This is a genomic window from Mycobacterium sp. P7213 (assembly GCF_900604305.1).
In the GTDB taxonomy this organism is placed as follows: domain Bacteria; phylum Actinomycetota; class Actinomycetes; order Mycobacteriales; family Mycobacteriaceae; genus Mycobacterium.
Genome location: NZ_UWOA01000052.1, coordinates 32935 through 53056 on the forward strand (window position 1 = coordinate 32935; position 20122 = coordinate 53056).

18 protein-coding genes and 1 pseudogene are annotated in these 20122 nt (G+C 67.5%); 12 read left to right on the plus strand and 7 right to left on the minus strand.

Translation table 11 applies throughout. The features are described 5' to 3' along the window. Position 1: 1 nt before the first annotated feature. The gene (locus EJK91_RS17775) at positions 2–1378 is read right to left on the minus strand and encodes an HNH endonuclease signature motif containing protein (RefSeq protein ID WP_125079584.1); all 1377 of its coding nucleotides are present in this window, start codon (positions 1376–1378) and stop codon (positions 2–4) included. Positions 1379–1488: 110 nt separating this feature from the next. Here EJK91_RS17775 and EJK91_RS17780 point away from each other — a divergent pair, with 110 nt between their 5' ends. Further along, a complete protein-coding gene (locus EJK91_RS17780) occupies positions 1489–3312 on the plus strand; it encodes an N-acyl-D-amino-acid deacylase family protein (protein ID WP_444850831.1) in 1824 nt (607 codons plus the stop codon). Between the two features lie 3 nt (positions 3313–3315). After that, positions 3316–3903 (plus strand): TetR/AcrR family transcriptional regulator, encoded by a 588-nt coding sequence (locus tag EJK91_RS17785; RefSeq protein WP_046301712.1) that lies wholly within the window; start codon positions 3316–3318, stop codon positions 3901–3903. On the opposite strand, the gene EJK91_RS17790 is transcribed toward EJK91_RS17785, so the two are convergent. Further along, the gene (locus EJK91_RS17790; RefSeq protein ID WP_024443693.1) at positions 3883–4920 is read right to left on the minus strand and encodes an alpha/beta hydrolase; all 1038 of its coding nucleotides are present in this window, start codon (positions 4918–4920) and stop codon (positions 3883–3885) included. The genes EJK91_RS17785 and EJK91_RS17790 overlap by 21 nt on opposite strands. A 91-nt stretch (positions 4921–5011) precedes the next feature. Here EJK91_RS17790 and EJK91_RS17795 point away from each other — a divergent pair, with 91 nt between their 5' ends. Beyond that, on the plus strand, positions 5012–6400 hold the full coding sequence (locus EJK91_RS17795) for a sigma 54-interacting transcriptional regulator (protein WP_024443692.1): 1389 nt from the start codon (positions 5012–5014) through the stop codon (positions 6398–6400). Continuing rightward, on the plus strand, positions 6393–8480 hold the full coding sequence (locus tag EJK91_RS17800; protein WP_125079586.1) for a vWA domain-containing protein: 2088 nt from the start codon (positions 6393–6395) through the stop codon (positions 8478–8480). The genes EJK91_RS17795 and EJK91_RS17800 overlap by 8 nt, the downstream gene beginning before the upstream one ends. Before the next feature lie 20 nt (positions 8481–8500). On the opposite strand, the gene EJK91_RS23005 is transcribed toward EJK91_RS17800, so the two are convergent. Continuing rightward, positions 8501–9865 (minus strand): PPE family protein, SVP subgroup, encoded by a 1365-nt coding sequence (locus EJK91_RS23005; protein ID WP_125079587.1) that lies wholly within the window; start codon positions 9863–9865, stop codon positions 8501–8503. A gap of 309 nt (positions 9866–10174) precedes the next feature. Here EJK91_RS23005 and EJK91_RS17810 point away from each other — a divergent pair, with 309 nt between their 5' ends. From EJK91_RS17810 to mnhG, 8 genes are all read left to right on the plus strand, one after another. Beyond that, on the plus strand, positions 10175–11191 hold the full coding sequence (locus EJK91_RS17810; protein ID WP_046301956.1) for a sensor histidine kinase: 1017 nt from the start codon (positions 10175–10177) through the stop codon (positions 11189–11191). Further along, positions 11191–11847, plus strand: coding sequence for a response regulator transcription factor (locus tag EJK91_RS17815; protein WP_024443568.1), 657 nt, complete (start codon positions 11191–11193; stop codon positions 11845–11847). The genes EJK91_RS17810 and EJK91_RS17815 overlap by 1 nt, the downstream gene beginning before the upstream one ends. Before the next feature lie 198 nt (positions 11848–12045). Next, on the plus strand, positions 12046–14940 hold the full coding sequence (locus EJK91_RS17820) for a Na+/H+ antiporter subunit A (protein ID WP_125079588.1): 2895 nt from the start codon (positions 12046–12048) through the stop codon (positions 14938–14940). Next, positions 14937–15386 (plus strand): Na(+)/H(+) antiporter subunit C, encoded by a 450-nt coding sequence (locus EJK91_RS17825; protein ID WP_024443570.1) that lies wholly within the window; start codon positions 14937–14939, stop codon positions 15384–15386. The genes EJK91_RS17820 and EJK91_RS17825 overlap by 4 nt, the downstream gene beginning before the upstream one ends. After that, on the plus strand, positions 15383–16981 hold the full coding sequence (locus EJK91_RS17830) for a Na+/H+ antiporter subunit D (protein ID WP_444850830.1): 1599 nt from the start codon (positions 15383–15385) through the stop codon (positions 16979–16981). The genes EJK91_RS17825 and EJK91_RS17830 overlap by 4 nt, the downstream gene beginning before the upstream one ends. Beyond that, positions 16978–17505, plus strand: a complete 528-nt coding sequence (locus tag EJK91_RS17835; protein WP_024443572.1) for a Na+/H+ antiporter subunit E — start codon at positions 16978–16980, stop codon at positions 17503–17505. The genes EJK91_RS17830 and EJK91_RS17835 overlap by 4 nt, the downstream gene beginning before the upstream one ends. Further along, positions 17502–17783, plus strand: coding sequence for a monovalent cation/H+ antiporter complex subunit F (locus EJK91_RS17840; RefSeq protein WP_024443573.1), 282 nt, complete (start codon positions 17502–17504; stop codon positions 17781–17783). Before EJK91_RS17835 ends, EJK91_RS17840 begins: the two co-directional genes overlap by 4 nt. After that, the gene (gene mnhG, locus EJK91_RS17845; protein WP_024443574.1) at positions 17780–18127 is read left to right on the plus strand and encodes a monovalent cation/H(+) antiporter subunit G; all 348 of its coding nucleotides are present in this window, start codon (positions 17780–17782) and stop codon (positions 18125–18127) included. Before EJK91_RS17840 ends, mnhG begins: the two co-directional genes overlap by 4 nt. Here the strand turns inward: mnhG and EJK91_RS17850 are convergent. The 4 genes and pseudogenes from EJK91_RS17850 to EJK91_RS17860 form a co-directional block, all read right to left on the minus strand. After that, positions 18112–18729 (minus strand): class I SAM-dependent methyltransferase, encoded by a 618-nt coding sequence (locus EJK91_RS17850; protein WP_024443575.1) that lies wholly within the window; start codon positions 18727–18729, stop codon positions 18112–18114. The two genes, mnhG and EJK91_RS17850, sit on opposite strands and share 16 nt — an antisense overlap. 21 nt (positions 18730–18750) lie before the next feature. Continuing rightward, the gene (locus tag EJK91_RS17855; protein WP_164518012.1) at positions 18751–19257 is read right to left on the minus strand and encodes an LpqN/LpqT family lipoprotein; all 507 of its coding nucleotides are present in this window, start codon (positions 19255–19257) and stop codon (positions 18751–18753) included. Between the two features lie 19 nt (positions 19258–19276). Beyond that, positions 19277–19447 (minus strand): hypothetical protein, encoded by a 171-nt coding sequence (locus tag EJK91_RS21890; protein WP_164518013.1) that lies wholly within the window; start codon positions 19445–19447, stop codon positions 19277–19279. A gap of 151 nt (positions 19448–19598) precedes the next feature. Further along, a pseudogene (locus EJK91_RS17860) lies at positions 19599–20122 on the minus strand (glycine zipper domain-containing protein); the annotation flags it as partial.

Consider the following 20122-nt stretch of genomic DNA (forward strand, 5'->3'; position numbering starts at 1 on the left):
GCTAGGGTCCGTCGTCTTCGTCGGCGCCGGAACCGTGCTCGCCCAATAGTTTTTCGGGGTGATGGTAATAGTTGACCCGCGGTTGACCGTGGTCTAAGTGTGGCGACGGCAGTGTTTCCGTGGTGCCATCGTGGCGTTTCCGGGTCTTCCAGCCGCCTGAGGTCATGAGCTCATGGTGGGGGCCGCAGCGCAGGGTCAGGCCGGTGATGTCAGTGCGCTTGGTGTTCGCGTAGGTGTCGTCGTGATGCACTTCGCAGTAGTAGCCGGAGACGGGGCAATTGGGGTGGGAACAGCCGCGTTCTCGGGCGTAGAGCACGATTCGCTGCCCCGGCGAAGCCAACCGCTTGGTATGGAACAGCGCCAACTCCTTGGCGCCGTCGTAGATCCGCAGGTAGTGGTGAGCGTGGCTCGCCATGGCGATCACATCACGCAGGGGTAGCCAGCTGCCGCCGCCGGTATGGGCTTTCCCACTACCGGCTTCCAAGTCGGCCAGCGTGGTCGAGACGATGATGCTGGCCGGTAACCCGTTGTGTTGCCCCAATTCTCCGGAGGCCAGCAGCGCGCGGCCCATGGCTGTGAGCGCGTCGTGGTTGCGTTGTGCGGCGCTGCGGGTATCGGCGTCGATCGCCCCCTGCGAGGGAGTGCCACTGGTGCAAGGGGTCTCGTCGTTGGCGTTGCACATGCCGGGGGCAGCCCAGCGTGCCAGTACCGCCTCGAGGGTGGCGCGTGCCTGGGGATCGAGGAATCCTTTGATCGGGCTCATGCCGTCACGATCTTGGGGCCCCAGCACCAAGCCACGTCGCTTGGCGCGCTGGTCGTCGGTGTAGTTGCCGTCGGGGTGCAGGTAGTCGGCGAGCCGCTGAGCCAGTTTGGCCAGCTCGTCGGGCCGGCACTCGGCGGCCAGACCGGACAGCTGCTGTTCGGCCTGGGCCAGGGTGCCCGCATCGACGTCGTCGGGTAGGTAGTTGAAGAAGGCCCGGATCACTGCGATGTGGGCGGCCGCGATCTGTCCATCTCGCTGAGAGGCGGCCACCGTCGGTAGCACCGGTTCCATGGGCTCGCCGGTCATGGCCCGGCGCGGACCCAGTTCTTTGGCGTCGGTGAGACGGCGGCCCGCTTCACCGCGGGTGAGGTGCAACTCGTCCGCCAACACCCAGCGGGGCTTGCCGCCCAGCTCGGCGGGGTCGGTGGCGGCGATCTGGTTGACCAGAGGGTGTTCCACTGCCGGGAGCCGGCGCCGTAGCATTTCGCAGCGCCGCAGCAGTGCCAGGCACTCGCGCGGGGTCAGCGCCTCGAAGTCCAGGTCCAGCGCCCGGTCCAGCCCGGCGGCCAGCGCGTCGAACACCTCGACGATCGCTTCCCGGCTATTCGAACGCATGTGCTAATTCTATTGAGTCTGTCCGGGATTGACGCAGGCAGAACGCGAATCTGTGGATCAAACTCGAACTGGGGATGACTCCCCGGGGCGCTGACCCCTTGACAATAAAGATTGTTAGCGCTCACTATCTATCTCAACCTCGAAGTTGGGAGACGGTAGTGGGCTATGACCTGATCATCCGCGACGGACTGTGGTTCGACGGCCTGGGCAACGCCCCGCAGGTCCGCACCCTGGGCATTCGCGACGGCATCGTCGCCGACATCGTCGCGGGGCAGCTGGATGAGGCCGGCTGCCCGGAGGTGATCGACGCCGCCGGCAAGTGGGTGGTCCCAGGCTTCATCGACGTGCACACCCACTACGACGCCGAGGTACTGCTGGACCCGGGTCTGCGGGAATCGGTGCGCCACGGTGTCACCACGGTGCTGCTGGGCAACTGTTCGCTGTCGACGGTGTACGCCGAGTCCGAGGACGCCGCCGACCTGTTCAGCCGGGTCGAGGCGGTCCCGCGCAAGTTCGTGCTGGATGCGCTGCAGTCCAGGAAGACCTGGTCCACGCCCGCCGAGTACGTGAGTGCCCTTGAGGAGTTGCCGCTCGGACCCAACATCAGCTCGATGCTGGGCCACTCGGATCTGCGGACCGCGGTGCTCGGCTTGGACCGCGCCACCACCGACGGCGTCGTCCCGACCGACGACGAACTGGAGAAGATGGCCGCCCTGCTCGATCAGGGTCTCGACGCCGGACTGCTGGGCATGTCCGGGATGGACGCCCCCATCGACAAGCTCGACGGTGACCGGTTCCGGTCTCGGGCGCTGCCGTCGACGTTCGCCACCTGGCGGGAGCGCCGTCGGTTGATCAAGGTGCTGCGCAAGCGTGGCCGGATGTTGCAGAGCGCACCCGACGTCCGAAACCCGCTGACGGCCTTGAACTTCTTCCTCACCAGCAGTGGCATGTTCGGCCGGCGGCGCGGGGTTCGGATGAGCCTGCTGGTCTCCGCGGACGCCAAGTCGGCGCCGGGCGCGGTCCGGGTATTCGGTCCCGGCGCTCGGCTGCTCAACACCGTGCTGGGCTCCAGCGTCCGGTTCCAGCACTTGCCGGTGCCGTTCGAGTTGTATTCCGACGGAATCGACTTGCCGGTGTTCGAGGAGTTCGGGGCGGGAACCGCCGCTCTGCATCTGCGCGACCAGCTGGAGCGCAACGCGCTGCTGGCCGACACCGAGTACCGCCGTAACTTCCGCAAGGCCTTCGACCGCAAGAAGCTGGGACCGTCGTTGTGGCACCGTGACTTCCACGACGCGGTGATCGTCGAATGCCCGGATGCCAGCCTGGTCGGCAAGAGCTTCGGCCAGATCGCTCAGGAACGCGGGCTGCACCCGTTGGATGCGTTCCTCGACGTACTGGTGGACAACGGCGAACGCAACGTCCGCTGGACCACGATCGTCGCCAACCACCGGCCCAAGCAGCTGGACAAGTTGGCCAACGAACCGGTGATCCATATGGGGTTCTCCGACGCTGGAGCGCACCTGCGCAACATGGCCTTCTACAACTTCTCGCTGCGCCTGCTCAAGCGCGTCCGCGACGCCGAGGCGGCCGGACGACCGTTCATGAGCGTCCAGCGGGCGGTGTACCGGCTGACCTCCGAGGTCGCCGATTGGTTCGGGTTCGACGCCGGCACGCTGCGAGAGGGTGACCGTGCGGACTTTGTGGTGATCGACCCGGCGGGCCTGACCGACGCCGTCGACGGCTACCACGAGGAGAAGGTGCCGTTCTATGGCGATCTGAGCCGGATGGTCAACCGCAACGACGACGCGGTGGTCGCGACCGGCGTGGGTGGCACGGTGGTGTTCCGCAACGGCCAGTTCTGCGAGGGCTACGGCACCACGGTGAAGACCGGCCGATTCCTGCGCGCCGGATCCCGTGAGCTGCAATCGGTCTAGCGCATGGCCAGAACTCAGCAGGAGCGCCGCGAGACCACTGTCGCCGGATTGCTCGACGCCAGCATCGCCACCATCGCCGAGATCGGCTATGCCCGGGCGTCGGCGAAGGTGATCGCCGCGCGCGCCGGGGTGTCCGACGGGGCGTTGTTCCGCCACTTCGGCACCATGGGTGACTTCATGGCGGCCACCGCGCAGGAAGTCCTGCGCCGCCAACTGGAGCGGTTCGGCAAGCAAGTCGCCGAGATCCCGGCCGAGGTGCCGGCGCTGGAGGCGGTGCTGACGGTGCTGCGCGACCTGACCGCCAATTCCACCAACGCGGTGCTCTACGAGCTGCTGATCGCTGCGCGCACCGACGAGAAGCTGCGAGCCACCCTGCAACATGTGCTCGCCGAATACAGCGCCAAGATCGGCGAAGCCGCCCGGGTGCTGCCCGGCGCGGATGCCTTTCCGCCGGAACTCTTTCCGAATCTGGTGGCGCTGTTGACCAACACCTTCGACGGTGCGGCGATCGTGCGCGCCGTGCTGCCCCAGCCCGAGATCGAGGCGAATCGGATTCCGCTGCTGTTGACGCTACTGGACGGCCGTATCTGAGCGCGCCGAGTCGGCATTGCTCGGTGCGGCCGCCGTCGCGTAGTCCACGAAGTCGGCGATCTCGGCGACGGCTCGGCGGGCGTCGGGGTTGAAGTCGAAGGTGAGCTGGAACATGTGCAACGCACGGTCCCAGACCTGAACCCAGGCCGGCACCCCGGCGAAGGCAAGCTTGTCGGCCAGCACGAACGCGTCGTTGCGCAGCAACTCGTTGTTGCCGACCTGCAGCAGGAACGGCCCGAGCCCGCGCAGCTCTGCCTCCGGCGGCATCACCGGCAGCTCGCGGGTGCCGTTCACGGTGGCGAACACGCGGTAGATGAACATGAACGCCATGAAGGGGAAGAACGGGTCGCGGTGGCTGCGCGCGGCCTCGCGTTTAATCTCCATGTCCGACGACGTCAGCGGTGACATCAACACCTGAGCTGCGGGCGCCGGCAGCCCGGCATCACGTGCGGCGATCGCGGTGTTCACCGCCATCAGGCCACCGGCCGAATCTCCCGCCACCACAATGTGATCTGCGGTGAACCCGGCGTCGAGGACGCGGCGATAGGCGCACAGACCGTCGGCGACGGCCTCGTCGATCCCGGCCAGCGGCGCCAACCGGTAGCCGACGTTGAACACCTTCGCGCCGGTGACCGCGGAGAGCTTGCTGGCGAAGCGGCGGTGGGAATTGAGGCCCAGTGTGATCAGTGCCGAACCGTGGAAGTAGACGATCACCCGGTTCGAGTCGCGCGCGCCCGGTGCCACCACCCACTCGGCCGGGCAGTCGGTCAACCGCTCCGGTGTCACCTCGGTGCCGGGCAGGGCCCGGATGTAGCGCATCGGCTGGTCGATGAGGTCGAGGCGCGCCCGCTGCAGAGCGGCGGGCCAGAACCGGTTGACGACCATGCCGACCAGGGTCAGCACTGCGATCGAGGTGCGCAAAAAGATCGCCGCGGCCGCAGCCAGCAGTCGAGCCTGCCAGGAGGCCGGACCGAAATAGGTCTGAGCCGGTCGTTCGCGCCATTCCGGAAAGTTCACAGTACCCAGGGTATCGGGTATTGGCCGACCGGATAAACCGGGACACAGTGACGGACCACCACGCCCGTCGTAGCGTGGAGTGGTGACCGCGCTGAATGCCCCGCACGATCTGCCCAAGACTCTCGGTGAGCTGCGTGCTGCCGGCCATCGTGAGAGGGGGGTCAAACAGGAGATCGCCGAGAACCTGTTGGCCCGACTCGCCGACGGTGACGATGCCGCAGCCATCTGGCCCGGCATCTTCGGGTTCGAAGACACCGTGCTGCCGCAGCTTGAGCGCGCGCTGATCGCCGGTCACGACATCGTGCTGCTAGGCGAGCGCGGCCAGGGCAAGACCCGGCTGCTGCGCGCGTTGAGCGGATTGCTCGACGAGTGGACCCCGGTGATCGCCGGCGCCGAGCTCGGAGAGCACCCGTACTCGCCGATCACGCCCGAGTCGATTCGCCGGGCAGCCGAGCTCGGCGACGACCTGCCGGTCGCGTGGCGGCACCGCAGCGAGCGCTATACCGAGAAACTGGCCACCCCCGACACCAGCGTCGCCGACCTGGTGGGCGACATCGACCCGATCAAGGTGGCCGAAGGCCGCAGCCTGGGGGACCCCGAGACCATCGCCTACGGCCTGATCCCGCGGGCGCACCGTGGCGTGGTCGCCGTCAATGAACTGCCCGACCTCGCCGAGCGCATCCAGGTGGCGATGCTCAACGTGATGGAGGAGCGCGACATCCAGGTGCGCGGCTACACGCTGCGGCTGCCGCTGGACGTGCTGGTGGTAGCCAGCGCCAACCCTGAGGACTACACCAACCGCGGCCGCATCATCACCCCGCTCAAGGACCGCTTCGGCGCCGAGATCCGCACCCACTACCCGCTGGAACTCGACGCCGAGGTCGGCGTGATCGCGCAGGAGGCACACCTGAGCGCCCAGGTGCCCGACTACCTGCTGGCGGTGCTGGCTCGATTCGCGCGCTATCTGCGCGAGTCCCGCTCGGTGGATCAGCGCTCCGGTGTTTCGGCGCGCTTCGCGATCGCCGCCGCGGAGACGGTGGCGGCCTCGGCGCGTCATCGCGGGGCGGTGCTGGGCGAAACCGACCCGGTGGCTCGGGTGGTGGACCTGAGCACGATCGTCGACGTGCTGCGCGGCAAGCTGGAATTCGAATCCGGCGAGGAGGGCCGCGAGCAGGCGGTGCTGGAGCACCTGCTGCGCCGGGCTACCGCCGATACCGCGTCGCGGGCATTGGGCGGGATCGATGTGGGACCGCTGGTGGCGGCGGTCGAGAACGCGACGGTGACGACGGGCGAGCGCATTTCGGCCAAAGCGGTGCTGGCGGCGTTGCCGGATCTGCCGGTGATCGACGCCATCGCGCAGCGCCTGGGGGCGGAGTCCGACGGCGAACGCGCCGCCGCGCTCGAGTTGGCCTTGGAAGCGCTGTATTTGGCCAAGCGCATCGACAAGACCTCCGACGAGGGTGAAACCGTCTATGGCTAGATCTGATGGTGACGACCCGCTGCGCCCGGCTTCGCCGCGCTCGCGATCGTCACGAAGCCACGCCTCCCGGTATTCGGCCTACTCCGGTGGGCCGGATCCGTTGGCGCCGCCGGTCGACCTGGCCGAGGCGCTGGAGGAGATCGGGCGGGACGTCATGGAGGGGACGTCGCCACGGCGGGCACTGCAAGAGTTACTGCGCCGCGGCACCAAGAACCTGACCGGAGCCGACCAGCTGGCCGCCGAGGCGCAGCGGCGACGACGGGAACTGTTGCGCCGCAACAACTTGGACGGAACGCTGGCCGAGGTCAAAAAGCTGCTCGACGAAGCAGTGCTCGCTGAACGCAAAGAACTGGCCCGCGCGCTCGACGACGACGCCCGTTTCGCCGAGATGCAGATCGAGGGGCTGTCGCCGTCGCCGGCCAAAGCGGTGCAGGAACTGGCCGACTACGACTGGCGCAGCGGCGAGGCCCGCGAATCCTACGACAAGATCAAGGATCTGCTCGGTCGCGAGATGCTCGACCAGCGATTCGCCGGCATGAAGCAGGCGCTGGAGGGCGCCACCGACGCCGACCGGCAACGAGTCAGCGACATGCTCGACGATCTCAATGACCTGTTGGACAAGCACTCTCAAGGAAAAGACACGAGTGCGGATTTCCAGCAGTTCATGGACAAACACGGTGAGTTCTTTCCGGAGAACCCGCGCAATGTCGAGGAGCTGCTGGACTCGCTGGCCCAGCGGGCGGCCGCCGCGCAGCGCTTCCGTAACAGCCTGAGCGCCGAGCAGCGCGCCGAGTTGGATGCGTTGGCCGAACAGGCCTTCGGCTCGCCGGCCTTGCAACAGGCGCTGGGACGACTGGACGCACATCTGCAGGCGGCCCGTCCGGGAGAGGACTGGACCGGCTCGTCAGAGTTCTCCGGCAATAACCCGCTCGGGATGGGAGAGGGCGCCCAGGCACTGTCCGATATCGCCGAGCTAGAACAGCTGGCCGAGCAGCTGTCACAGGCGTATCCGGGCGCGAGCATGGACGACGTCGACCTCGACGCGCTGGCCCGCCAGCTCGGCGATCAGGCCGCCGTCGACGCGCGCACGCTGGCCGAGCTCGAACGTGCGCTGCTCAACCAGGGTTTCCTGGACCGCAGCTCCGACGGGCAGTGGCGGCTGTCGCCCAAGGCGATGCGCCGCCTCGGCGAAACGGCGTTACGTGATGTGGCGCGCCAACTTTCGGGACGCCGCGGCGAACGCGACCACCGTCGGGCCGGGGCGGCCGGCGAGCTGACCGGAGCGACCCGGCCCTGGCAGTTCGGAGACACCGAGCCGTGGAACGTCACCCGGACCCTGACCAACACGGTGCTGCGGCAAGTCGCCGGCGGTTCAGCGAGGCTCGACGTAGGAGAGGCGAAGCTGGGACCGCCGCATGGGCCCGGCGGTTCAGCGAGCGGTCGGCTGTCGATCAGCGTCGACGACGTCGAGGTCTCCGAGACCGAGACGCGCACCCAGTCTGCCGTTGCGCTGCTGGTGGACACCTCGTTCTCGATGGTGATGGATAATCGGTGGCTGCCGATGAAACGCACGGCGTTGGCGTTGAACCACCTGGTCAGCACCAGATTTCGCTCAGATGCGTTGCAGATCATCGCCTTCGGCCGTTATGCGCGCACGGTGACCGCCGCGGAGCTGACCGGCCTGGAAGGCGTCTATGAGCAGGGCACCAATCTGCACCATGCGCTGGCGCTGGCGAGCCGGCACCTGCGTCGCCACCCCAATGCCCAGCCGGTGGTGTTGGTGGTCACCGACGGGGAGCCGACGGCGCACTTAGAGGACTATGACGGCGCGGGGGCGGGTTCTGCGGTGTTTTTTGACTACCCGCCGCACCCGCGGACCATTGCCCACACCGTGCGGGGCTTCGATGACGTCGCCCGGCTCGGTGCCCAGGTGACGATCTTCCGGCTCGGCGACGATCCAGGGCTGGCCCGCTTCATCGACCAGGTGGCGCGTCGGGTCCAGGGCCGGGTGGTGGTGCCCGAACTCGATGGTCTGGGCGCAGCGGTGGTCGGGGACTACCTGAGGTCGCGCCGCCGCTAGCCGGCGCTCGACCGAGGGAGTTACCGCGACAGCAGGCGGCGCTTTTGCGCAGCGAACTCCTCGCCGGTCAGATAGCCGGCGTCGTGTAGTTCGCCGAGTTCGCGGATGCCGGCGGCCAGTTCCGCCACCGAGGTCAGCGGAGTATGCGCCGCGGCCACGGCCGTCTGCTCCGCGGAATCCGAGGACGGCTTGCCGACCCCGGCGGACGCAGTGGCCGCAATCGCCTTCCCGGAATCCGAGCGGCGCTGGTTCATGGCGCCGGCCAACGCGCTGCCGCCCATACCGGCCAGGGCCATCTGGCCGAATGCCGTGCCCAGCCCCGCCGGCGAGGTGGCGGGCGCCGCGCCGAGCGGCGTTGAGAAGCTGGCATGGCGGATCTCGGGTGCCAGCTCGGCCCAGCTGATCGGCGTCGAGAGTGCCCCGAGCGGGAACGCCTCACCCCTGGACGCCACCACCGGGACGTGCGGGATGCGCAGCGTGTCCGTGCTGGGCAGCTCCGCGACCCCTCCGATCTGGCCCAGGGCCTCCAGGATGCTTCGCTGGCCGCCGCGGAGAATGTCCTGGGTGTCGAAGATCTCTTGGGAGTCCTGCTCCGCGAAGTGCATGGCCGCGCCTGCCAGGAAGACACCGATGATCGACATCGGCAGGGCGATCCCCAGGGCGGTCTCGTCGGCGATGACGGCCATCCAGTCGAAGAACCCAGACGGGATGTCGCCCGGCAGCGCGACGCCGGGCAACCCCTGGACGGCCTCCGCCGAGCCGGGTCCGGTCAGCGTGGAGGCCAGTCGAGACGACACCGTCTGCGCCAGGTTGGCGGCGGGATTGCCCTGAGCGCCGGTCTGGCCGGCTGGTCCCGCCGGGTTACTGGTCTGCGGCGGCGGCGCGAACGGCTCCAGCTCGGATGCGGTCTTCGACAGGGCCGAGTAGCTGTACATCGCGGTGGCGTCCTGTGCCCACATCTCGCCGTACTGGGCTTCGGTGGCCGCGATCGCCGCGGCGTTCTGGCCCAGCACATTGGTGGCCAACAAGGTCATCAATTGAGCGCGGTTGGCGGCGACGACCGATGGGGGCACCGTCAGGGCGAACGCCGCCTCGTAGGCGGCGACCGCAGCCTTCGCCTGCAGCGAGGTCTTTTCGGCCTGACCGGCGGTGGCGTTCAGCCACGCCACGAACGGGGTGGCCGCGGCCGTCATCGCCGCCGCCGAAGGACCCGACCACGCCGTGCCGGTCAACTCGGCGATCGCCGACTCGTAACCGGCCGCGGCCGAATGCAGGTCAGCGGCCAGCCCGTTCCAGGCGGTCGCCGCGGCGAGCATCGGCCCCGAGCCGGCGCCGAGGTACATGAGACCGGAGTTGACTTCCGGCGGCAACGCGGCGAAGTTCATCGGCGGTGCACGGCGGACCCGGGCGTTGCGCGACGCCGCGCTCGGGTACAGCGGTCCATTGCAGTTGCATCCCTCCGGTCACGGGTCGGCGATGGTGTGATCTTTCGATCTAACGCGCCCAGCGCTCCACCAGGGGCGCGACACTCCGGGGCGGCAAACACTTCGACCATGGCGGCAAAGCCGACGATGCGCTGGGCGTACCACCATTGTCCGAGCCCGAACCAGCGGCTCGCCATGGTGTTTGACACCCATTCGCATCGAAGGCCGACCCGTATGGACAATGTGTACTGCGCAGACCAGGGTGGTGGGATGAGCCGTTGGACTGGGCTCGTCGACCGATTTCGGCGGCGGGCGAGCGCGCCCGCGCGGGGGCTGTTTCGGCGCGTCGTCTTGATCAACGGTCTGGTCTTCACCTTCGGCACCCTGGTGCTGGCCATGTCGCCGGCCACTGTTTCGGGCCCCGTCCGGTTAACCGAGATCCCGGTGCTGATGGTCGGGCTGGCAGTCGTGGTGGGGGCCAATGCGCTGCTGCTGCGGTCCAGCCTGGCCCCGCTGGACCGGCTCGCCGCGTCCATGCGGCGGGTTGACCTGCTCCGGCGCACCGACCGGGTGGACGATCCGGGCGACGGAGATCTGCACCACCTGATGGCGTCGTTCAACGCCATGCTCGACAGGCTGGAAACCGAACGCGCATCCTCGAGTGCCTTAGTGCTCGTTGCGCAGGAGAACGAGCGGCAGCGGATCGCCAGGGAGTTGCACGATGAGATCGGTCAAACCCTGACGGTCGCCCTGCTCACCCTCAAACGAGCCGTCGACGCCGCGCCGGAAGGACTACGCGGGGATCTCGCGGATGCGCAGGAGATCGTGCGGGCCAGCCTCGACGAAGTGCGCGGCATCGCGCGACGGCTACGACCGGACGCGTTGGAAGACCTCGGCCTGTCCAGCGCCCTGCAGGCGCTATGCAATCAGTTCACCCAGGCGAGCGGCATTGACGTGGTCAAAGACATTGGCCCGCAAGCGGAACGACTGGATCCCAACGTGGAGTTGGTGTGCTATCGCATAGTGCAGGAGAGCCTGACCAACATTGCCCGGCATTCGGGTGCGCAGAAGGTGTGGCTGGACCTGCATGTCGATGCAACGGGGGAGTTGACCTTGCGGATCTCCGATGACGGCACGGGTGCGATGAGCGTCGAAGGTGCGGGCATCACCGGAATGCGTGAGCGCGCACTGCTGGTGCACGGCACTTTGACCATCACCTCGTCGGCCGAGCAGGGGACTGAGATCCGGCTGGTGGTGCCGGCCCGATCGGGGGTGGGCCGGTCATGATGCCGACGCAGCCGGCCCGCATCCTGTTGGCCGACGATCATGCCCTGATGCGCAGTGGCCTGCGGATGATTCTGGACGCCGAGCCCGACCTGTCCGTCGTCGCCGAGGCCGCCGATGGCGCCGAGGCGCTCGCAGTGTTGCAGGAAACCCCGGTCGACCTGGCCATTCTGGATATCGCGATGCCGCGGATGACCGGCTTGCAGGCCGCCCGGGAGATCAACCGCAACCATCCCCACGTGCGGGTGCTGATGCTGTCGATGCACGACAACGAGCAGTACTTCTTCGAAGCTCTCAAGGCGGGCGCGTCGGGCTACGTCTTGAAGTCGGTCGCCGACCGCGATCTGCTTGAGGCCTGCCGGGCGACGATTCGCGGCGAGCCGTTTCTGTACGCCGGGGCGGTGACCGCCCTGATTCGCGACTACCTGCACCGGGCGCGGCACGGCAATACGTTGCCCGAGACCATCCTCACGCCCCGCGAGGAAGAAGTCCTCAAGCTGATCGCCGAGGGCTTCTCGGCGCGGGAGATCGCCAAGACGCTCGGCATCAGCGCCAAGACAGTCGACCGCCACCGGACCAACACCCTGCAGAAATTGGGCCTTCGCGACCGCCTGGCGCTCACCCGGTATGCAATCAGGACCGGGCTGATCGAGCCGTAGGCCGCCGTTGGTCATGGGTGTTTCACCCCCCGCCGAATGGGGGTTGCATTCCATGGCGCGCGGCCGCTGCACCACACAGACTGGAATCAGTGGTGGTGGGAGATGGGAGTGGGCGTGCTTTGTCGCGCCCGCGTGTCTTCTGACGATTCGTGCTACGACTGATTGCATCGACTTAAACGAAACGGCCCGTGGAGCGTGATGCTGGCGATACTGCTTGCCCATGTTGTTGGCACAGCTGCGGCACCAGCGTTGGTGCGCAGGTGGGGCAGGGTGGCTTTCTATCCGCTGGGATCGATCCCGCTGGTATCGCTGGGTTGGGTGGTGGCGTACTGGCCCGCCGGTCCGGCCGCCGATCACCGCGTCACCGTGCCCTGGGTGCCCGGGCTGTCAATGGACATCGCGCTGCGGTTCGATTCGCTGAGCGCGATCATGTGCGTGCTGGCGCTGGGGATCGGCGCCTTGGTGCTGTTTTACTGCGCCGGATACTTCCGGCCGGTCGGGGCGCACGAAGCCGATCCTCGGCTGCCCAGCTTCGCCGCCAAGATGGTCGGTTTCGCCGGAGCGATGTTCGGGCTGATGGTCGCCGACAACGCGCTGGTGCTCTACGTCTTCTGGGAAATGACGACCGTGTTGTCGTTCCTGCTGATCGGTCACTACGCCGAACGTGCGGTCAATCGCCGTGCCGCCATCCAGGCGTTGCTGGTGACCACTGCCGGTGGGCTGGCCATGCTGGTCGGCATCATCATGGTGGGCAACGCCGCCGGCACGTACCTGCTGTCAGAGCTGGTGGCCCGTCCGCCGTCGGGGACCGTGGTGACCGTCGGGGTGCTGCTGATCCTGGTCGGCGCCCTGAGCAAGTCGGCCATCTTGCCGCTGCACTTCTGGCTGCCCGGGGCCATGGCGGCACCGACACCGGTCAGCGCTTACCTGCACGCCGCGGCGATGGTCAAAGCCGGCATCTATCTGGTGGCGAGGCTGGCTCCGGGGTTCGCCGATTCGCCCGGGTGGCGGCCGACGCTGATGATTCTCGGTCTGGCCACCGCGCTGCTGGCGGGATGGCGGGCCGTGCGCGAGTACGACCTGAAGCTGCTGCTGGCCTACAGCACCGTCAGCCAGCTGGGTCTGATGATCGTGTTGGTCGGAGCCGGTACCGGTGATCTCATGCTGGCCGGGTTGACCGCCATGTGCGCGCACGCCGCGGCCAAGGCCACGCTGTTCATGGTGGTCGGGATCATCGACCATGCCACCGGCACCCGCGATCTGCGCGAACTGGCCGGGCTCGGACGCCGTTGCCCGGGGCTGTTCGTGATCGCCGCCGCGGCCGCCGCCAGCATGGCCGGGGTGCCGCCGTTCGTGGGCTTCATAGCCAAGGAGACCATCTTCGGGGCTGAGGCCCAGTCGCCGGTCCTGGGTTCCGCCGGCCCGTACGTGCTGGCCGCCGGTGTGGTCGCCTCGATGTTCACCGTGATCTACAGCGTGCGGTTCGTGTGGGGCGGCTTCGCCCGCAAGGGCAAGTCCGCGCCGAGTGCGAATGTGGCGAACCTGCACCGACCTGAAGTGGCGTTCCTGGCGCCGCCGGCGGTGCTGGCCGCCGCCAGCCTGATCCTGGGGTTGTGTGCACTCACCCTCGACACCGTGTTGCGCAGCTACGCCGACACCATGCCCGGCGGAACCGGCTACCACCTGGCGCTGTGGCACGGCGTGGGGCTGCCGGTGCTGCTGTCGGCGCTGGTCCTGGTGGTCGGCGCCAGTGTGTTCGCGGCCCGCGGCCCGCTGGGTCTGTCCCGGCTGCGTCGACTGCCGATGGGCAGGGCAGACCGCATCTATGACGACGTGCTGCGGTTGCTTGATGTGGCAGCGGTACGGCTGACCGGCATCACCCAGCGTGGCTCCCTGCCGCTCAACCAGGGGGTGATCTTCGCGACGCTGGTGGTGCTGCCGCTGACGGCGCTGGCGTTGGGCGCGCGCAATCACGTCGAGCTGCATCTGTGGGACACCCCGCTGCAGCTGACGGTCGCGGTCCTGGTGGTTGCTGGCGGGATCGGCGCGACCATGGCTCGCAACCGGCTGTCCGCGGTGTTGATGGTCGGGGTGACCGGTTATGGGTGCGCGGCGGCATTCGCCTTCCACGGTGCACCCGACCTGGCGCTGACCCAGCTGTTGGTCGAGACCGTGACCCTGGTGATCTTCGTGTTGGTGCTGCGCACGTTGCCGGCGGAGGCGGAGCGCCCCACCATGATGCTGAACCGGCTGCCGCGCATAGTGCTTGCCGGCGCGGTGGGGATCACCGTCGCGGTACTGGCGGCCTTCGCGATGGCGGCGCGCAGCAGCGACGGCGTGGCCGAGGCGTTGCCCGAGGCGGCCTACGTTCGCGGCCACGGCGCCAATACCGTCAACGTGTTGCTGGTCGATATCCGGGCCTGGGACACCCTCGGTGAGATCTCGGTGTTGCTGGTTGCCGCGACGGGTGTGGCCTCGATGGTGTTCCGCAACCGCCGCTTCGGCCGGGCTCCGCGGATCGCCGACGCGGGCAGCCCGCGCAAGACCGTGGGCATCACCACGCCCTACAGTCCGGCGATCGGGTCGACCACCTGGCTGCGCGGCAGCGCCTACCACGACCCCAATGAGCGGTCGCTGGTGCTGGAGGTCGCGACCCGGATCATCTTCCCGCTGATCATGGTGGTCTCGGTCTACTTCCTGTTCGCCGGGCACAACTATCCGGGCGGTGGCTTCGCCGGCGGGCTTGCCGCCGGGCTGGGGCTGGCATTGCGCTACCTGGCCGGCGGACGCTACGAGCTCGGCGAGACACTGCCCCTGGACTCCAGCAAGATCCTGGGCGTCGGACTGGCCCTGGTCGGAGGGACGGCGCTGGCATCGTTGTTCCTGGGCGCGCCGGTGTTGTCCTCGGCGGTGCTGAGCTTCACCCTCCCGGTGTTCGGGCACGTCGATGTGGTGACGTCGTTGTTCTTCGATCTGGGCGTGTACCTGGTGGTCGTCGGCATGGTCCTCGATGTGCTGCGCAGCCTGGGCGTGCGATTGGACCAGGAGCTTGAATCGCAGTCCGTCAGCCGACCGATGGCAGGAGTGTCATGACCGCGCATCTGGTTCCGTTGCTGATGGCCGCCGGGCTCACCTCCTGCGGGGTCTACATGCTGCTCGAGCGCAGCCTGACCCGAATGTTGTTGGGCCTGATGATGATCGGGAATGCCATCAATCTGCTGATCATCGATGTCGGCGGACCCGACGGAAATCCGCCGATTCTTTGGGCCAGCTCCGGTAAGGAAACCGACGCCGACCCACTGGCTCAGGCCATGGTGTTGACCTCCATCGTCATCACCATGGGCGTCGGCGCGTTCGTGCTGGCCCTGACCTACCGCTCCTACCACCTGACGACCACCGATGACATCGGCGACGACCAGGAAGCGACCCGCGTCTCGCAGCTGTCCGACGAAGAGGTCATCGCCGCCGAACCCGACCAGGGCGTGCCGGTGGCGGCCGGTGAGCTCGACGCCGTTCCTGAAAGCGAGGTCTCGCGGTGAGTCTTGCCGCCGTCTTGATGCCGCTGCCGGTGCTGCTGCCCACGCTGGGCGCGGCGCTGACGCTGATCGTCGGCCGCCGCCCCCGGCTGCAGCGGCCGATCACCATCGGTGTGCTGTGCGCGGTAACCGCGGTCAGCGCGGCGCTGCTGTATCTGACCGACCGCAACGGCACGCTGGTGCTGCATGTCGGGGGATGGGGACCGACCGAGCAGAAGCTGGGGCCGCTCGGCATCAGCCTGGTCGTCGACCGACTGTCGGCGCTGATGCTGGTGGTGTCGGCGGTCGTGCTGCTGGCGGTCATCGTCTACGCCATCGGGCAGGGCGTGCGCGACGGTGACGACCGCCAGCCGGTCTCGATCTTCCTGCCCACCTATCTGACCCTGGCCACCGGCGTCTCCCTGGCGTTTCTGGCCGGTGACCTGTTCAACCTGTTCGTCGGGTTCGAGATGCTGCTGTCGGCGAGCTTCGTCTTGCTGACCATCGGCGCCAGTGCTGAACGTATCCGCGCCGGTATCGGCTACGTGATGGTCTCGATGGCCTCGTCGATGGTCTTTCTGCTCGGCATCGCCCTGGTCTATGCCTCCACCGGAACACTGAACCTCGCCGAGTTGGCGACGCGGACCGGCGCCATGCCGGGCGGTACCCGAAGCGCGGTGTTCGCCGTGTTGCTGGTGGCGTTCGGCATCAAGGCCGCGGTGTTCCCGCTGTCGGCCTGGCTACCCGACGCCTATCCCACCGCGCCCGCCCCGATCACCGCGGTGTTCGCCGGGATTCTGACCAAAGTCGGTGTGTACGCGATCATCCGGGCGCACTCACTGCTGTTCCCCGACGGCGGTCTGGACTCGGTGCTGCTGGTCGCGGCGTTGCTGACCATGTTGATCGGAATATTTGGCGCCATCGCGCAAAGCGACATCAAGCGAGTGCTGTCGTTTACGCTGGTCAGTCACATCGGCTTCATGATGTTCGGGGTCGCGTTGTCGAGCCAGCTGGGGATGTCCGGCGCGATCTTCTACGTGATGCACCACATCATCGTGATGACCACGCTGTTCCTGGCGGCCGGACTGATCGAACGCCAGGGCGGCGCATCGTCGCTTTACCGGCTGGGCGGTCTGATCGCCAATCCGTTGTTGGCCTTCGTGTTCCTGATTCCGGCGTTCAATCTCGGTGGTATTCCGCCGTTTTCGGGGTTCATCGGCAAGACCGCCGTGCTGCAGGCCGGGGTGGGCGACGGGTCGGTGCTGGCCTGGTGCCTGGTCGGTGGGGCAGTGGTGACGAGCCTGCTGACGTTGTACGTCCTGGCGCGGGTGTGGACCATGGCGTTCTGGCGCCGCCGCGTCGACGCTCCCGAGGGCGAGTTGGTGCTAGCCGCTCCGCCGGTGCTGCTTGACGACGTCGGCGACGTTGCCTACGACGACCGTGATGACGTCGGAAAGATGCCGACGTGGATGGTGGTCCCGACCCTCGCACTGATCGCGCTGGGCCTGTCGCTGAGCGTGTTGGCCGGCCCGATTTTCGCCTACACCGAGCGGGCGGCGGCCGAGATTCTGGACCGAAGCGAATACATCTCGACCGTGTTGTCGGTGGGTGCACCATGAGGGCCCTCGCGCTGCGGATTTTCACGGTGTCCGCGTTGACGATCGTGTGGGTGCTGTTGTGGGGCCGCTTCACGATCCCCAACATCACCACGGGAATCGTGGTCGCGCTCGTGATCGTGGTCTTGCTACCGATGCCGCCCGTGCCGGTGCAGGGCCGCGTTCATCTGGTGCCGCTGCTGAAACTGTTGGGGTTGTTCACCTGGTATCTGATGGAGTCCAGCCTTCAGTTGATGTGGCTGGCGGTCCGACCCGGACCGCCGCCGCGCACCGGGGTGCTACGGGTGCCGCTGACCATCAAATCCGACCTGGTTTTGGTGCTGGCCGCCAACATCACCACATTGATTCCCGGATCGATGGTGCTGGAGATCGATCAGGTTCGGCGGATTCTGTATTGCCATGTGATCGATGTCGGCTCGGCGTCCGCGGTGGAACGGTTTTTCCAGCAGGTCGCCCAAGTGGAGCGACTGTTGATCGCCGCGTTCGAGCGTGACGACAAGTGGCGGCCGGCGGGAGTAGACGCATGACCGTGGTCTGGGGAACTGCAGGTGTGCTGTTGGGCTTCGCCGCCGTCATCACCATGTATCGACTGCTGGCCGGACCCAGCACCTTGGATCGGCTGGTGGCGCTGGACACGCTGGCCGCGATGACGATGTGTGGTATCGGTATCTGGGCTGCGGTCAGCCGGGACACCACCGTCACCTATAGCCTCGCGGCACTGGCGCTGGTCGGCTTCATCGGGTCGGTGAGCGTGGCACGCTTCCGGGTGCCCGACGACGCACCCAACGTGGGGAGGCACTCATGATCCTGCTCGACGTGCTCGCCGGGGTGCTGGTGCTCGCCGGTTCGGTGCTGGCGCTGACGGCGGCCATCGGAGTGGTGCGGTTCCCCGACACCTTGGCCCGGATGCACTCGGCCACCAAACCGCAGGTGTTGGGCCTATTGCTGGTACTCGGCGGTGCGCTGATCCGGCTACGGGGCAGCCACGACGCCGGCATGGTGACCGTGAGCATCCTGTTCACCCTGGTCACCGCCCCGGTGGTTGCGCATCGGGTGGGCCGTCTGGCCTATCAGGAGCAGGACATGACCGAGGTGCTGAGCGTTGACCAACTCGGCGAGCTGACCGAGGAGGATCAGCTGCCGCTGTGAGCGGGGCGCAGCACCGCTACCAGGAAATCGGAGTCCGCGGTGAAGGGCCGCAGTTCCCAAGTGCCCAGCAGGAGATCGGTCGCGAAACCGGCGGCCGACGCGTCGCGCAGGAACTGATCGAAGTCGTAGTCCCGGTTGGCGCCGAAGCCGATCACGGTCCGGCCGTCGTCGGCGCAGTGGGCGCGCAATCGGCGCAGGATCTCCGGGCGCGTGCTCGGGGCCACAAACGCCATGACGTTGCCCGCCGACACGATGAGGTCGAACGGTTCGGGGATGCCGCGGGCGGGCAGGTCGAGCTCGGCGAGGTCACCCACGAGATAGCGCGGCCCGGGATGGTCCTGCTCGGCGGCCTCGATGAGCTCCGGGTCGACGTCGACACCGACCACGTCGTGACCGCACTTGGCCAGGACGCCGGCGACCCGGCCCGGGCCGCAGCCGGCGTCGAGGATGCGCGCGCCCCGCGATGCCATCGCGTCGATGAAGCGTGCTTCGCCGGCCAGATCCTTACCGGCGCGGGCCATCTCGCGGAAGCGTTCGATATACCACTGCGAATGCCCGGGATCGGCGGCGACTTTCTGCATCCAGAGGCTCTGCTCGACCATGGATGCATTGTCGCAGGGTCCTCACGGGGTGGGCAGGCGGACTTCCACCGAATCCAGTAGTGCCTGTTTGGCTGCGACGTAGTGGGGGTTGTCGGCGTCGGTGGTCTGCAGGGTGACCGTGATCGCCCAGATCCTGGCCTTGGTGTTCTGCACGGCGATGAGCAGGCCGGTGGCGGGCCGGCCCTGCAGGTTGTAGGTGATCGTTCTGCTGGGAAAGCCCGACACCGTGCCTGCGATGTCGGTGTCGAGGTCACCGACGAGGTCGATGACCGCGGCGCGCTCCTTGGCCAGGGCCTGCGATGGGAGTCCCACCTGGCCGGTGAGCTCTTCGCACGTCACCACCGCGTTGGGCGTGAAGCCGTGCTGCCGCAGCTCCTGGTTGAACAGAATGCCGCGGATCGACGTCTCGTCTTTGCCCGGCATGAACCCCCAACCCGGCGGCTGGGGGAGGGTGATCGTCGGTTCGTCGGGCGTGCGGGGATCCAGCTGGATGGGTCCCTCGCTGGCTGGCTGACTATCGGGTTCCACGTCAAGTCCTTTCGGTGCGTCACGAACGAGAACCAGGCCATCGCCCGATCGGCCAGCGTTTGCGGACATAGGCGGCGCCGAAGCCGAGGTAGGAGAAGAACGCTGCTCCGATGGCCGCGCTGATCAGGTCTGACGTCTCCGGGTTCTTCACGGCGCTGTAGAACGCGACAGCGAATAACGTTGTACACACCAGAGGGCCGATGAGCCAAAACAGCCACTTCGACTTCGCGTCCTTACGGGGGTCCACGGGGACTGCGACAAGAAACATCACCGCTCCGGCAGCAAAGATGATGCGCTCTGCGTTACTGATGGTGATCGATCTCCCTTACCTATGGGCCAGCTCAGCCGAAGAGGCTCCGCCAAACACTGTGGGACACATCCGCAATCTCTTCGCCCATCTTCTTTCCGATGTCGCTGCCGATCACGCCGCCGACCACCGCTCCGACGCCGGCGCCGATCACGGTTCCGGCACCCGGGGCGATCATGGTCCCGATCCAGGCCCCCGCTTCGGCCCCAGTGGTGGCGCCGACCAAGCCACCGCCGATATCACCCGCGGTTTTGGCACCGACGTCGACCAGAGTGGTGCTCACGGCGGCACCGTTGCTCACGTCGTCGAAGCCCTCCACGATCCCATTCACGCCGGTGACGACGTTTCCGGCCAAACCCAGACGTTTGCCGAACCTCTCGACGTTTTCCAACGCAGTGGTCATCGGGACGCCGCCGGGAATAGCGGGACTGGGGGAGCCGCCCGGAACGAACCCGGGCAACTTCGCTGGATTGGCGGGTACGTTCGCTCGTTCACCGGCCGCGGCGAGGCCGTCGCCGACGTTGCCCCATTTGCCGTTGATCTGGGTGGGTGGGGTGG